Genomic DNA, 15,267 nt, shown 5'->3' with positions numbered 1-15,267 from the left:
CCTCACCCCAACATAAGGCCGTCGGCCGCGGCGGGCAGCCTCAGGTCCCGCCCGGCGGCCACCCGGTGGTAGATCCGCTCGTAGCCCCCGGTCATGACCTCGACGTCGAACTTCCGCCAGACGTGGGACCGGCAGACGTGCGGGTCCAGCGTGGCGACGGCGTCGACGGCGGCGGGCAGCTCGTCCTCCTCGGCCCGGACGAACCCGGTGAGCCCGTCCACGACCACCTCGGGAACGGCGCCGCGGTCCAGCGCGACCACCGGGGTCCCGCAGGCCATCGCCTCGATCATGACCATCCCGAAGGGCTCGTCCCAGGTGATCGGGAACAGCAGGCAGCTCGCGGCGGCCAGCAGTTCCCGCTTGCGGGTGTCGTCGGCCTGGCCGACGTACTCCACCCCCGGTCCGAGGCGCGGCCTGACGTACTCGTCGAAGTAGTCCTTCTCGTTCTGCTCGACGAGCTTGCCCGCCAGCAGGATCGGCCGCCCGGCCGCCCGGGCCACGTCGATGGCCGTGTGCGCGCCCTTGGTGTGGCTGAAGCGGCCCAGCCACAGGACCCAGTCCTCCTTGTCCGCCCGGAACGGGAAGGACCCCGTCTCGACGGCGTTGTGGACCGTCCCCACCCAGTTCAGATCGCGTACGGCCCGCCGCTGGGCGCCGGAGATGGCCACCAGCGACAGGTCCCCGCCGATCGCGCGGTAATACTCCGCGAGCTCGCCCTCCACCTCGCCGTGGCAGGTGACCAGGGTCGGCGCGGAGCGGACGGCCGCGGTCAGCGGTCCGGCCATGGAGTGGTCGTGGACGATGTCGACCTCCAGCTCCGCGGTCATGCGGCGGGCCTTCGCCGCGTGCAGCAGCTCGGGCATCGCCTGGCCGATCCGCTCGGACGGCGCCAGGTCGTAGGTGGGCAGGAAGCGCGCGGGCGTGCCCGGCCTGCCCGCGCCGACCAGGACGACCTCGTGCCCGCGCCGGGACAGCCCGCCGATCAGCGCGGCCAGCATCGCCTCGATCCCCCCGTAGCCTCCGGGCGGTATCTCGTACCAGGGGGGAGCGATCATGAGGATGCGCATCCCCCCGGTCCGTCGCGGCACCTCGTCGTTCGCAGAAAGCATGTCGGCCTCGTCTGTGGAGCCGGCCCGCGCCGGCGGCGGTCGTCGGACGCCGGGGACCTACCGCAGAGCGGCGGTCACCGGACTGCGCGGCTGGTTGAAGAGCGTCACTCCCTCCGGGAGCCCCGCGACGGACACGCCCTCGTCGCCGACGGTGATCGTGACCGCGGACCCGGCGATCTGCAGCCCCGAGATCCGCAGGTTCTTCAGCCCCACGGGGTCCAGCCACACCTGGTCGTGCGGCGCCCAGGGGTCCAGCCGGAGCAGGGTCCGCACCAGCTGGATGGGGGCCGCGGCCGCCCACGCCTGCGGGGAGCAGGAGGTGGGGTACGGCACCGGCACGGAGAACTCCGACCGGTCGAACCCGCAGAACAGCTCCGGCAGCCGCCAGCCGAAGGCCTCGGCCGCGTCCAGCAGGCCGAACGTGATCCGCCTGGCCCCCTCCGCGAAGCCGTAGCGCATCAGACCGGCCGCGACCAGGGCGTTGTCGTGCGGCCAGATCGAGCCGTTGTGGTAGCTCATCGGGTTGTAGGCGCCCATGGTGGAGGCCAGGGTGCGCACGCCGTACCCGGTGAACATCGCCGGGGACATCAGATGCTCGGCCACCGAGGCCGCCTTGTCCTCGTCCACGATGCCCGTCCACAGGCAGTGACCCATGTTGGAGCCCAGCCCGTCGACGGCGCGCCCCCCGCCGTCCAGGGCCATGGCGTAGTAGCCGCGGTCGGGCAGCCAGAACCGCTCGTTGAACGCCTCGCGGATCCGCGCCGCGCGGGAGGCCCAGCGCTCCTCCCCGGCCAGGTCGCCGAACTCGTGGGCGAAGTGGGAGCGCGCGATGTAGGCGGCGTAGACGTAGCCCTGCACCTCGGCCAGGGCGATGGGCGGGCGGGCCAGGGTGCCGTCGGCGAAGTTGATCCCGTCGAAGGAGTCCTTCCAGCCCTGGTTGATCAGGCCCTGGTCGGTCTTGCGGCGGTAGGACAGGAAGGGGTCGGCGGACCTGGTGATCCAGTCGAGGGCGGCGTCGACGTGCGGCATGAGCTCCTCGACCGTGCTCCCGTGCAGGCCCCAGCGGCGCAGCTCGCCCATCAGCATCACGAACAGCGGGGTGGAGTCCACCGAGCCGTAGTAGGCCTGGCTGGCGAACGGCGAGGCCCCGGTGTGCGCCCCGTAGCGGATCTCGTGCAGGATCTTGCCGGGCTCCTCCTCGGTGAGCGGATCGTCGGTCCTGCCCTGCAGCCGGGCCAGGCGGCGCAGGGTCCCCAGGGCCAGGGACTGGTCCAGCGGGAGCGCCATCCACGAGGTCAGCAGCGAGTCGCGGCCGAACAGCGTCATGAACCACGGCGCGCCCGCGGCGATCGACGGCGGCTCGTCGGGATTTTCCTCCTCGAAGAGCCGCAGGGAGCCGAGATCCTCCCTCGACTGGCGCAGGACCTGGCCGAGGACGCGGTTGGAGGTGGTGACGACCGGGCTGAGCCGCTCCCAGTCGGCCCGGCGCCGGGCCGGCTCGGCGTGTTCCAGCGGATGGTGGGTGGAGAACCACGCGGGCGACTCCTCCCCCTCCAGGATCGGGTTGACCTGCAGGGTGACGACCCACTCGCCGCGCGCGGGCACCAGCGCCCGGAAGGTCAGCAGGCCCGGCACGGCCGCCGGCGCGGGTTCCGCCACGACCCGGGCCCCGCGTGAGCGCCCGGAGGCCATGACCCGCAGTCCCGACGGATCCGGCGTCACCTCCACGGCCGACACGTGGTGCACCCGTCCGGCCTTCACCTCGAACAGGTCCGCCATGTCCGAGGCGACGTGCAGGGTGACCACGCAGCCCGCGGCCTCGTCGGACAGGTTGCGCAGGGTCAGGTCCTCACGCAGGCCGCCGCCGACGTACCGGTCCCTGATCACCAGCATGGTGCTCTCCACCTGGTCGGGCCGCGGCGCGCTCCGGCCGAGGAAGGTCGCGTGGTACGGCTCCGCGGCGACCACCCTGAGCGGTTCGACGGGGGCGTCGTCCACCCGCAGCTCCCAGCGCGACAGCAGGCGGGTGTCGGCGTGGTAGACCCCCTGGGCCCCGCCCGGCACGATGTCGCCGCCGCCGGCGCACACGCAGAAGGATCCCCCCTCCACCAGGGTGACCGCGTTGTCACCGAGTGCGCCGGGCTGACTCTCGAACGTCCATGCGTTCACTGCTCTCCCCCGAGATGTGAGTTCCGCCTCTCCCTCCTTTCCCCCCATATGCCGGGAAACAACGAAGAATCGGAGTGTTTCACCTCGTCAGAGCGGATCCCCCCGAGTCAGCGCGGCTCCTCCGGCCCCGCCCCGGCGACCAGGGCCGGGCCGTACCTGCAGCCGACGATCGCCGCGACCACCAGCGGAGGTCCCATGATCAGAGAGTCGCCGAAGGGAGAGGACTCCCCGCCGCCGCTCACCAGGATGACCAGCGCTTCGAACGCGGCGACGGCGGCCGCGAACGCGCAGGCGCACACCAGCCGCGCCCATGCGGGCCGTGGGGCCAGCCACGGGGCCGCGAGCGCGATGGCTGGCGCGACGGGCAGCGCCACGACGAATCCCACCACCAGCCCGATGACTCCGCCCAGCGCCCCCAGCTGCACGAGACCGGCGACGCCCGTGATCACGGCGCCCGCGGCACCGCCGTCGTCCGCGCCCGGGTCGGCGTCGCGGACGTAGCCGGTGCCGGCCGCCGGATCGGGCCCGGGGGCGACGGCTTCGATGACGAGCAGGGCTACGAGGCTGAACACGACGGTGACCGCCCCGGCCACGGCGCCGCCCAGCACGCCCGCCAGGAGCGTCCTGCCGGCGACCCGGGTTGGTTGAACACGTTCAATCGTCACATGTCGGAGTCTCCCTCGAATGCGGCGGATTGACCACTCAAGCGGGGAATCTTCCTACACCGGCCGTCCCCGTGATCACTGATGAAGATTTCTTTCCTGGTCGTCGACAAATATGAAGAAAGTCATTGACAGGCCGATCTCCACTTCGCACGCTGGCGGGGACGGGTCCCCCAGTCGAGGAGCGTCCATGCGACGATCGGCGCCGTTCCGGGTCTCGGCCGCGCTCATCGTGGCCGCCTGCGGTCTCCTCGCGGCCCCGTCGGCCCAGGCCCGCGCGTGGCATCCCACCACGCACGGCCGCGTCGCGGGGGCGCCCGGCACACGGGTGGATCCCGGCGAGCGGCAGGCCGCCTTCGCCGAGGCGGCCGGGGAGTACGGCGTGCCGGAGAGTGTCCTGCTCGGCGTGTCCTACCTGCAGTCGCGCTGGGACGCCAACGCGGGCCTGCCGAGCAACTCCGCCGGGTTCGGCCCGATGCACCTCACCGACGCCGCCGCCCTGGCCGCGGAGTCGGCGGGCCGGGCGACCGGTCACCACGACGGCGAGGAGGATCCCCGCGGCGACGAGAGCCGTCCCGGCCCGGCCCGGAAGACCGTGCCGGAGCCGCCCGCCGAGGTCCCCGCCCCGCTCAGGACGCTGGAGCGGGCCGCCGAGCTCACCGGCGCGAGCCGTCAGGCGCTGCGCACCGATCCCGCCGTCAACATCCGGGGCGGGGCGGCCCTGCTGGCCGACCACCAGCGGCGGCTCGGCGCCCCTCTCGGCGGCGACCCCGCCGAGTGGTACGGCGCGGTGGCCCGCTACTCGGGCGCCGCCGAGGCCGAGGCCGCCGGGGTCTTCGCCGACGAGGTCTACGCCGTGATCCGGGAGGGCGCCGAGCGGGTCACCGACGACGGGCAGAAGGTCACCCTGAAGGCGGTGCCCGGCCTGAAGAAGGTCGTCCGCCGGCTGGAGAGACTGGGGCTGCGCCCGCCGCGCCGCGACGGCGCCGAGTGCCCGGTCACCGTCTCGTGCGAGTGGATCCCCGCGCCGTACGCCGACCTGGGCGAGGGCGACTACGGCAACCACGACCTGTCGGACCGGCCCCGCAACCAGAAGGTCGAATACATCGTCATCCACGACATGGAGGGCTACTTCCAGCCTTCGGTGAACCTGGTGCTCGACCCGGCGCGCCCCGCCAGCTGGCACTACTCCCTGCGGTCCGCCGACGGCCACATCGCCCAGCACATCAGGACCGAGGACGTCGGGTGGCACGCGGGCAACTGGTACGTCAACGCCAAGGCGATCGGCCTGGAGCACGAGGGTTTCCTGGGCCGGGGCGGCGCCTGGTACACCGAGGCGATGTACCGCGCCTCGGCCAGGCTGGTGCGCTATCTCGCCCTGCGGCACGGCGTCCCGCTGGACCGCGCGCACGTCATCGGCCACGACAACGTGCCGGGCACCCTGCCGGGCACGGTGCGCGGCATGCACGAGGACCCCGGGCCCTACTGGGACTGGGCGCGCTACTTCGAGCTGCTCGGCAGGCCGCTGCACGGCCGGGGCGGCCCGGACGCCGGATCGGTGATGATCCTGCCGGACTACGATGCGCACCGGCCGTACTACTCCGGCTGCGACCCGGCCGCCCCGCAGGCGGCGTGCCCCCCGCACGGCTCGTCGTCGGTCTGGCTGCGCACCGAGCCGCGCGAGGACGCCCCGCTCGTCAGGGACATCGGCAAACACCCGAGCGGGGAGTCGCTCTACAGCGTCTACGACCACAGCGCCCGCGCCGCCACCGGCCAGCGCTACGCGGTCGCCGAGCGGCGGGGGGACTGGACGGCGATCTGGTACCTCGGCCAGAAGGCCTGGTTCCACAACCCCGCCGACCGGCCGACGGCCGTCCCCGCGCGCGGCCCGGTGGTCACCCCCAGGACGGGTCTGGCGACCGTCCCGGTGTACGGCAGGGCCTACCCCGAGCCCGCGGCCTATCCGGAGGGCGTGCCGGTGCAGGCGATCACGCCGTTGCAGTACACGTTCTCGGCCGGCGAGAAGTACGCCCTGGGGCTCGCCGCCCGGGGGGAGTACTACCGGGCGGTGACCTTCGACGCCTCGCAGCACGTCGTGGTCCGCGGCGAGCTGCGGTACTACCAGATCCAGTTCGGCCACCGGGTCATGTTCGTCAGGGCGGACGACGTGGTCGTCTCGGCCTCGTGAGTCCCGGTCTGATGGAACGGCCTCATGGGACGGACCGGGCTCCGGGGGGACGCAGATCCCCCGGAACCCGGTCCGCACCGGCCCTCACGACGGCCGGTCGTTCCTGTCCCCGCGCGGGCGGGTCGCCCGCGACCCGGTCAGCGCAGGGTGCCGTTGGTCATGCCGGCGGGCTCCTCGGGCACGGCGACCAGGCCGAGCTCCGCGGAGGAGGCCATCAGAGAGTGCCGCGGGACGACGCGGACGGTGTAGCCGAAGGCCCCGGTGCTCTCCAGCGGGAGCGTGCCGCCGAAGACGGCCCTGCCGTCGTCGCCCCTGTTCTCCAGGCTCAGGGTCGCGTAGGCGGGAGAGAGCAGCTCGTCATGGGCCCCGACCCGGCCGTAGGCGACCTGGACCTGGACGTCGCCGGACTCCAGCTCGCCCAGGGCGATCGTGGTCCGCAGCTCCAGCCTGGCCCCCACCTCGGGGGTGTCGCCCAGCCCTGAGGCCTCCACGTGCTCGACCCGCACGCCCGGCCAGGCCCGGGTGACCCGCAGCTTCCAGGAGGCGAAGGTCTTGGCCTGCTCGTAGGTCCCGCTCTGCAGGGTGCGCGCCGACTCCGCCGCGGGGACGTAGAGGTTCACCACGTAGTCGCGGAGCATCCGGCCGGCCAGGACCTTGGGGCCCAGGGAGGTCAGCGTGTGGCGGACCATCTCCAGCCAGCGGCGGGGCAGGCCGTCGCCCTGGCGGTCGTAGAACCGGTCGGCCACCTCGTGGTCGACCAGGTCGTACAGCGCGGCGGACTCCAGCTCGTCGCGGCGGTCGGGGTCGGCGACGCCGTCGGCGGTGGGGATGGCCCAGCCGTTGGTGCCGTCGTACCACTCGTCCCACCAGCCGTCGCGGATCGACAGGTTGAGGCCGCCGTTCAGCGCGGCCTTCATGCCGCTGGTCCCGCACGCCTCCAGGGGCCGCAGCGGGTTGTTCATCCACACGTCGCAGCCCTGGACCATGAGCTGGCCCAGCGCCATGTCGTAGTCGGGCAGGAAGACGATGCGGTGGCGCACGCTCTCCTGGTCGGCGAACTTCACGATCTGCTGGATGAGCTTCTTGCCGCCCTCGTCGGCGGGGTGGGCCTTTCCGGCGATCACGATCTGGACCGGCTTGTCGGGGTCGAGCAGCAGTCCGCGCAGGCGCACCGGGTCGTTCAGCATCAGGGTGAGCCGCTTGTAGGAGGGCACCCGCCGGGCGAAGCCGATGGTCAGCACCTCGGGGTCGAGGGCGTCGTCGATCCAGCCCAGCTCGGCCCGCGAGGCCCCGCGGTCGAGCCACGAGCGCCGCAGGCGCTCCCGCGCCGCCGTGACCAGGCGAGCGCGCAGCTTGCCGCGGATGCTCCAGATCTCCTCGTCGGAGATCTTGCTGACGCCCTCCCAGCCCTGGGCCTTCTCCACCAGGGAGGGCAGCTCCCGCCCGGCCAGCTCCATGATCTCGCGGCCGACCCAGGTGGGCGCGTGCACGCCGTTGGTGATCGACCCGATCGGCACCTCGTCCACGTCGAAGCCCGGCCAGAGCCGCTGGAACATCTCCCGGCTGACCTCGCCGTGCAGCTCCGAGACGCCGTTGACCCGCTGGGCCAGCCGCATGCCCATCGCGGCCATGTTGAACTTGCCCGGCTCCTCCTCGGCGCCCAGCGCCAGGATGCGGTCCACCGGGACGGTGGGCCAGGCGTTCTCGCCGCCGAACTGGCGGGCGATCATCTCGGAGGGGAAGCGGTCGATCCCCGCGGGGACGGGCGTGTGGGTGGTGAAGACGGTCCCCGCGCGGACCGCCTCCAGCGCCTCGTCGAAGGAGAGGCGGGCCTCGGTGAGCTCGCGGATGCGCTCCAGGCCGAGGAAGCCCGCGTGCCCCTCGTTGGTGTGGAACACCTCGGGCTCGGCGTGGCCGGTGATGCGGCAGTAGGCGCGGATGGCCCGGACGCCGCCGATGCCCAGCAGCAGCTCCTGCTTCAGCCGGTGGTCGGTGCCGCCGCCGTACAGGCGGTCGGTGACGTCGCGGGCGGCGGGGTCGTTCTCCGCCACGTCGGAGTCGAGCAGCAGCAGCGGGACGCGGCCCACCTGCAGGACCCACACCTGGGCGTGGAGCGTGCGGTGCTCGGGCAGGCCGATCGCGATCTTGACCGGCGTGCCGTCCTCCTCCTTCAGGAGGGTCAGCGGCAGGCCGCCCGGGTCGAGTGACGGATAGTGCTCCAGCTGCCAGCCCTCGGGCGAGAGGGACTGGGTGAAGTAGCCGTGCCGGTAGAGGAGGCCGACCGCCAGGACCGGCACGCCCAGGTCGCTGGCCGCCTTGAGGTGGTCTCCGGCGAGGATGCCCAGTCCCCCGGAGTACTGCGGGAGGGCGGCCGCGATGCCGTACTCGGGCGAGAAGTAGGCGATGGCCCGCGCGGCGTCCGGGAGGGACTGGTACCAGCGCGGGGCGGTCATGTACTCACGCAAGTCGTCTGCCGCGTCGGCGAGCCGACGCAGGAACCGGCGGTCTGCGGCCAGTTCCCTGAGACGTTCGGGCTCGACGGCGCCGAGCAGGGCCACGGGGTCGTGGCCGACCCGCTCCCACGTCTCCGGATCGACCTCGGAGAACAAGTCGAGTGTCTCGGGGTGCCATGACCACCGTAGGTTGTGCACGAGCTCGCTGAGGGAGGCCAGCTCCGAAGGAAGAACGGTTCGGACGGTGAACCTGCGGATAGCTCTCACGCTGCCAGACCCTATGTACTCAGCGCCACGCGGGCGACCAAAATGCTCACGCGTCTCCCCCTCACCGCTATGACCTGCCTCCAAACACGGCGCGCCGAGGTGACTGCCGCGCGTCCCGGCGGGATTGACGAGCGGGACTCGCGACTCTTCCGATCCCAGGCATGAAAGACGACTATTGGGGCAACCCAACCTGTGGCCGCCCGTCCCTGCATCCTGCCGTCCGCACCGGGGCGGCCCCGCCGTCTTGCCCCGGTGACGTTCAAAGGGATGCTTGAAGAAGCAAGGGGTCTTTCTTGCCCGAAATCTCCCGACGGTACCGGGTGTGCCGTCGCTACCGTGAGACGCGATGATCGGACGAATCCCTATCCAGGACATTCACCCCGCCGTCGAGTGCGGACGCCGTCCCGCCAAGGCCGCCGCGGGTGAGACCTTCGAGATCACCGCCGTCGTGTTCCGCGAGGGGCACGACGCGGTGGCCGCCGGAGCCGTGCTGATCGGCCCGGACGGCACGCGCGGGCCGCTGCTCCGCATGCGCGAGCTGGCCCCCGGAACTGATCGATGGGGTGTGGAGGTGACCCTGCCCGCCGAGGGCACCTGGCACTTCCGCATCGAGGCGTGGAGTGATCCCATCGCCACCTGGATGCACGACGCGGGCATCAAGATCCCGCGGGACATGGACGCGGACCTGATGTGCGAGGAGGGCGCCCGGCTCTTCGAGCGCGCGGCCAAGGCCGTACGCGTGGCCGACTGCACGGCCAGGTACGGCTCCGCGGACGAGGAGGAGGCCGAGAGCGCGGAGGGCTCCGAGGCCTCCGCCGCCCACGCCGGCGGGAACGGTCACGGCGAGAACGGCAACGGCGCGCGGGGCAACGGCAACGCGTGCGGGCACCGCGCGGCGCTGCTGTCGGTGGCGGCCAAGCTGCGCGACGAGGCCATCGACCCGCGGGCCCGTTTCGCGGCGGTCCAGCTTCCCGAGACGGCGCAGCTGCTGCGCGCGCACCCGCTGCGGGACCTGGTGACCAAGTCGCCCCGGCACGCGATCGTGGTCCACCGGCGCCGGGCGCTGGTGGGGTCCTGGTACGAGTTCTTCCCCCGCTCGGAGGGCGCGGTCGTCGAGCCGGGCGTCGCCCCGAAGTCCGGGACCTTCCGGACCGCGGCCGAGCGGCTGCCCGCCGTGGCGCGGATGGGCTTCGACGTCGTCTACCTGCCGCCGATCCACCCGATCGGCAACAGCTTCCGCAAGGGGCGCAACAACACCCTGACGCCCGAGCAGTACGACCCGGGCTCGCCCTGGGCGATCGGCTCGGAGGAGGGCGGGCACGACGCGATCCACCCGGATCTGGGGAGCTTCGAGGACTTCGACGCCTTCGTGGCCAAGACCCGCGAGCTGGGCATGGAGGTCGCCCTCGACCTGGCCCTGCAGTGCTCGCCCGACCACCCGTGGGTCAAGGAGCACCCGGAGTGGTTCAACATCCGCGCCGACGGCTCGATCGCCTACGCGGAGAACCCGCCGAAGAAGTACCAGGACATCTACCCGCTCAACTTCGACAACGACCCGGAGGGCATCTACGCCGAGGTCAAGCGGGTGGTGAAGCTGTGGATGGACCACGGCGTGCGGATCTTCCGGGTGGACAACCCGCACACCAAGCCGGTGGCGTTCTGGGAGCGCCTGCTGGGCGACATCCACTCCACCGACCCCGACGTGCTGTTCCTGTCCGAGGCCTTCACCCGCCCGGCGATGATGCAGGCGCTGGCCAAGGTCGGGTTCCACCAGTCGTACACGTACTTCACGTGGAAGAACTCCAAGTACGACGTCGAGACCTATTTGACGGAGCTCTCCCGGGAGACCTCGCACTTCCTGCGGCCGAACCTTTTCGTCAACACGCCGGACATCCTTCACGAATATCTTCAGCAGGGAGGGATTCCGGCATTCCGCATCAGAGCGGTCCTCGCAGCTCTGACGTCGCCGACCTGGGGCGTTTATGCGGGATATGAATTGGGAGAGAATGTCCCGGTTCGGCCCGGCAGTGAAGAATACCTTGATAGCGAGAAATATCAGTACAAACCGCGCAACTGGTTCGAAGCGGAGCGAGAGGGACGCAGCCTGGCGCCGTTCATCACGCGGCTGAATTTGTTCCGAAGAGCCCACCCGGCACTCCAGGAATTGCGTAATCTACGGTTCCACAACGTCGACAACCCGAACATGGTCTGCTTCTCCAAGCGCCTGGCGGGCTCCCATGACACGGCCTCACGACGGCACGGCCTGGGCGACGTCGTTCTGGCAGTGGTCAATCTCGATCCGCACCACACCCACGAGGCGACGGTGTCCCTCGACATGCCCGCCCTCGGCCTCGACTGGCAAGCCGAGTTCGTCGTGGACGACGAACTGTCCGGCGAGTCGTACCGCTGGCGGGAGTCGAACTACGTACGTCTCGATCCCCACGTCCACCCCGCGCATGTCTTCACCGTGCGCGGAGCGGCCAACCACAGGTGATACGGCCGGGCGCACTCCGGCAGAGCAGCGGGGAGTCCTACGTGAGTCAGCGAACCACCGAGCACGGCAGTCTGCGAGCGCTGTCGGGGAGGGAGGCAGCGTGAGCCATCTGTCCGAACCCATCCCGAACACCTTCGACGAGGAAGAGCCGCGAGATCCGTACTGGTTCAAGCGCGCCGTCTTCTACGAGGTGCTGATCCGCGGGTTCGCCGACTCCAACGGGGACGGCACCGGGGACATCCGCGGCCTCATCCAGAAACTGGACTATCTCCAGTGGCTGGGCGTGGACTGCCTGTGGTTGCTGCCGCTGTACGAGTCGCCGCTGCGGGACGGCGGCTACGACATCGCGGACTTCATGAAGATCCTCCCCGAGTTCGGCGACCTCGGGGACTTCGTGAAGCTGGTGGACGAGGCCCACAAGCGGGGCATGCGGGTCATCGCCGACCTGGTGATGAACCACACCAGCGACCAGCACCCGTGGTTCCAGGCCTCCCGGCACGACCCGGAGGGTCCCTTCGGCGACTTCTACGTCTGGTCCGACACCGACGAGCGCTACCAGGACGCCCGGATCATCTTCATCGACACCGAGACGTCCAACTGGACCTACGACCCGGTGCGCCAGCAGTACTACTGGCACCGCTTCTTCCACCACCAGCCGGACCTCAACTACGAGAACCCGGACGTGCAGGACGCGATGCTGGAGGTGCTGCGGTTCTGGCTGGACCTGGGCATCGACGGGTTCCGGATGGACGCCATCCCCTACCTGTTCGAGCAGGAGGGCACCAACTGCGAGAACCTGCCCAGGACGCACGAGTACCTCAAGCGGGTCCGGGCCGAGGTGGACCGCCTCTACCCGGACCGGGTGCTGCTGGCCGAGGCCAACCAGTGGCCGGCCGACGTGGTGGAGTACTTCGGCGACCCGGCCACCGGGGGCGACGAGTGCCACATGGCCTTCCACTTCCCGCTGATGCCGCGCATCTTCATGGCCGTGCGCCGGGAGTCCCGCTATCCGATCTCGGAGATCATGGCCCAGACGCCGAAGATCCCCGAGCACTGCCAGTGGGGCATCTTCCTGCGCAACCACGACGAGCTCACGCTCGAGATGGTGACCGACGACGAGCGCGACTACATGTACTCCGAGTACGCCAAGGATCCCCGGATGCGCGCCAACGTGGGCATCCGGCGCCGCCTGGCCCCGCTGCTGGAGAACGACCGCAACCAGATCGAGCTGTTCACCGCGCTGCTGCTGTCACTGCCGGGCTCCCCCGTGCTCTACTACGGCGATGAGATCGGCATGGGCGACAACATCTGGCTCGGCGACCGCGACGGCGTGCGCACCCCGATGCAGTGGAACCCCGACCGCAACGCCGGGTTCTCCGACTGCGACCCCGGCCGGCTCTACCTGCCGATCATCATGGACCCGATCTACGGCTACCAGGCGATCAACGTGGAGGCGCAGCAGAAGAGCAGCGGCTCCCTGCTGCACTGGACCAAGCGGATGATCGAGATCCGCAAGCGTCACCCGGTCTTCGGCCTCGGCTCCTACGCCGAGCTGAACTCCTCCAACCCGAGCGTGCTCGCCTACGTGCGCGAACTCGGCGAGGACCGCATGCTCTGCGTCAACAACCTCTCGCGGTTCCCGCAGCCGGTCGAACTCGACCTGCGGAGGTTCGAAGGATCCGTCCCGGTGGAGACCATGGGCGGGGTCCCATTTCCTCCGATTGGTGAACTTCCGTATCTTTTGACGCTTCCTGGGCATGGGTTCTATTGGTTCACCCTGCCACCCGCGACCCAGGAGGCGTAGCCATGCTGACGGAGCTCCTTACCGGCTGGATAGCACATCAGCGGTGGTTCGCCGGTAAGGGGCGACCGATCGACAAGCTCGACATCGACTCCGACATCGAACTGTCCCGGGGCCTTCGCCACCTCATCGTCTCGGTCCACCAGGCCGGCACGCACGACCGCTACCAGATCCTGCTGGGCTGCTGCGCCGACGACGTGCCCGACAAGTTCCGGCACGCGCTGATCGGCTCGGGCTTCTACGACGCGGCCCACGACGCCGACCTCACCACGACGCTGCTGGAGGCGATGGCCGAGGGCCGCGACATCGGCCCGCTCCGCTTCCGCCACCTGGACGACGTGCACATCGACACCTCGCTGCGCAGCCTCGTCCTCGGCGTCGAGCAGTCCAACACCTCACTGGTGTACGGCGACGCCTACATCTGCAAGCTGTTCCGCCGCCTGATCCCGGGCGTCAACCCGGAGCTGGAGATAGTCAACGCGCTGGCCGCCCGCAAGGCCGCGCACATCGCGCAGCCGTACGGCTGGATCGAGACCGACCTCGACGGCGAGCCCACCACGCTGGCGATGACGCAGGAGTTCCTGGCCAACTCCAACGACGGCTGGGCCCTGGCCCTGGCGAGCGTGCGCGATCTGTACGCCTGGCCCCAGGAGTCGGCCTCCGACGCGGGCGGCGACTTCAGCTCCGAGTCCTTCCGGCTCGGCACCGCCACCGCCGAGGTGCACCACGAACTGGCCGACGCCTTCCCGACCGGCGTGATGGATCCGCCGGAGGTCAGGCGCCTGATGGAGGAGTACCTCCGCCGCCTGGAGCAGACCGTCGCCGAGGTCCCCCAGCTCGCCGAGCACGCCCACGTGGCCGAGGAGGCCTACCGGCGGGTCTGCGAGGTGGCCCACGAGGTCCCCGTCCAGCGCGTCCACGGCGACTACCACCTCGGGCAGGTCATGCGCACTCCGACGGACTGGGTCATCCTCGACTTCGAGGGGGAGCCGGGCCAGCCCCTGGCCGAGCGCCGGGCGCTGAACTCCCCCCTGCGCGACGTGGCCGGGATGCTCCGCTCGTTCGACTACGCCGCCCGCCACCTGCTGGCCGACCATCCCGAAGCGCAGAACCTGCTGCCGCAGGCCGCCGAGTGGGCCGAGCTGAACCGCTCGTCGTTCCTGGCCGGCTACTCGGCCGGCGGCGGGCGCCTGCGCGGCGAGGACGCCGTCCTGCTGCGCGCCCTGGAGCTGGCCAAGGCCGTCTACGAGGTGGGCTACGAGGCGCGCAACCGCCCGTCCTGGCTGCCCATCCCGCTGGCCGCCTTCCAGCACTGACATCCCGCCGGGCGCCTTCCGACACCGGCACCGACCCGCTCATCCCTCCGACACCCTGCGAACACCGGCGTTCTCCCCTCCTATGGGCCCGAAAGGCTTTACTCTTCGCATACAAACGAAAGCGAAGAGTAAGGAGCGCCCATGGGGCGAGGGCGGACGGCGGCGATCGCGGGGGCCGCGGCCCTGGCGGGATCGTTGTTCCTGCTGGGCGGCGGGAAGGACCTGCAGGCCGCCGGCGCGCCGGCGCGGTCCCCGCTGCCGGGCGACCCGCTGACCGGTGAGGAGGTCACCCGGGCGGAGAAGGTCGCCTCGGCGACGCTGCGGACGCGCATGACGAGCGGGCGGGTGGAGTTCCTCTACGTCGAACGCGACGACGACAAGGCCGCCGCGGGCCGGCGGCGGGCCGACGCCTACATCTACGACTACGGCGCCAACCGGCTCATCGTGCGCACCGTCGATCTCGGCTCGGGCCGGGTCGTGGCCGAAAGAGCGGGGAGGGGCGTGCAGGCTCCGCCCTCCGGGAGCGAGGAGACCAGGGCCGCCGAGCTCCTGCTGGCCGACCCGCGGCACGGCCGGGCGGTCCGCGCGGCCTACGCCGGGGTGACGGGCAGGCTGCTGCGCTCCCCCGCCGAGCTGGGCCTGCGGGCGCTGATCTTCAACCCGCGTCCCGAGGACCGCGCCGCCCGGGACTGCGCGTCCCACCGGTGCGTCCGGCTGCTCGTCCGGCTCCCGGACGGCACGTGGCTGAACACCACCCGGACCGTCGTCGACCTGTCGGCCAAGAAGATCCTGACCCTGGAATGGTGAC

Annotated in this window: 9 protein-coding genes; 5 read left to right on the top strand and 4 right to left on the bottom strand. The window is 71.1% G+C overall.

Going from position 1 to position 15,267, the window contains the following annotated elements; all coding sequences use genetic code 11:
* Positions 1-2: 2 nt before the first annotated feature.
* The 3 genes from Pta02_RS23340 to Pta02_RS23330 form a co-directional block, all read right to left on the bottom strand.
* Entirely contained in the window at positions 3-1,109 is a 1,107-nt protein-coding gene (locus Pta02_RS23340; RefSeq protein ID WP_203877042.1) for a glycosyltransferase family 4 protein, read from the bottom strand.
* A 57-nt stretch (positions 1,110-1,166) separates the two neighbouring features.
* Entirely contained in the window at positions 1,167-3,278 is a 2,112-nt protein-coding gene (locus tag Pta02_RS23335) for an amylo-alpha-1,6-glucosidase (protein ID WP_203877041.1), read from the bottom strand.
* A gap of 107 nt (positions 3,279-3,385) precedes the next feature.
* Positions 3,386-3,943 (bottom strand): hypothetical protein, encoded by a 558-nt coding sequence (locus Pta02_RS23330; RefSeq protein ID WP_203877040.1) that lies wholly within the window; start codon positions 3,941-3,943, stop codon positions 3,386-3,388.
* Between the two features lie 187 nt (positions 3,944-4,130).
* Between Pta02_RS23330 and Pta02_RS23325 the strand changes: the two genes are divergently transcribed.
* Positions 4,131-6,128, top strand: a complete 1,998-nt coding sequence (locus Pta02_RS23325; protein WP_203877039.1) for an N-acetylmuramoyl-L-alanine amidase — start codon at positions 4,131-4,133, stop codon at positions 6,126-6,128.
* Between the two features lie 137 nt (positions 6,129-6,265).
* Here Pta02_RS23325 and glgP read toward each other — a convergent pair whose 3' ends face one another.
* The gene (gene glgP / locus Pta02_RS23320; RefSeq protein WP_203877038.1) at positions 6,266-8,848 is read right to left on the bottom strand and encodes an alpha-glucan family phosphorylase; all 2,583 of its coding nucleotides are present in this window, start codon (positions 8,846-8,848) and stop codon (positions 6,266-6,268) included.
* A 346-nt stretch (positions 8,849-9,194) separates the two neighbouring features.
* Here glgP and Pta02_RS23315 point away from each other — a divergent pair, with 346 nt between their 5' ends.
* The 4 genes from Pta02_RS23315 to Pta02_RS23300 all read left to right on the top strand — a co-directional run bounded on the left by Pta02_RS23315 (position 9,195) and on the right by Pta02_RS23300 (position 15,266).
* Positions 9,195-11,342: an alpha-1,4-glucan--maltose-1-phosphate maltosyltransferase gene (locus Pta02_RS23315; protein ID WP_203877037.1), complete on the top strand. Its 2,148-nt coding sequence runs from the start codon at positions 9,195-9,197 to the stop codon at positions 11,340-11,342.
* 100 nt (positions 11,343-11,442) lie between these two features.
* Complete coding sequence (treS, locus tag Pta02_RS23310; protein WP_203877036.1) at positions 11,443-13,146, top strand: maltose alpha-D-glucosyltransferase; 1,704 nt, start codon at positions 11,443-11,445, stop codon at positions 13,144-13,146.
* Positions 13,147-13,148: 2 nt separating this feature from the next.
* Positions 13,149-14,459 (top strand): maltokinase N-terminal cap-like domain-containing protein, encoded by a 1,311-nt coding sequence (locus Pta02_RS23305; RefSeq protein ID WP_203877035.1) that lies wholly within the window; start codon positions 13,149-13,151, stop codon positions 14,457-14,459.
* Between the two features lie 141 nt (positions 14,460-14,600).
* Positions 14,601-15,266 (top strand): hypothetical protein, encoded by a 666-nt coding sequence (locus Pta02_RS23300; protein ID WP_203877034.1) that lies wholly within the window; start codon positions 14,601-14,603, stop codon positions 15,264-15,266.
* Position 15,267: the final 1 nt, after the last annotated feature.

Origin of the sequence: Paraplanobispora takensis (assembly GCF_016863195.1) — a bacterium.
GTDB lineage: Bacteria > Actinomycetota > Actinomycetes > Streptosporangiales > Streptosporangiaceae > Planobispora > Planobispora takensis.
Note: the sequence above shows the minus strand (reverse complement) of the source record. Positions and strands in the feature narration are given on the sequence as shown.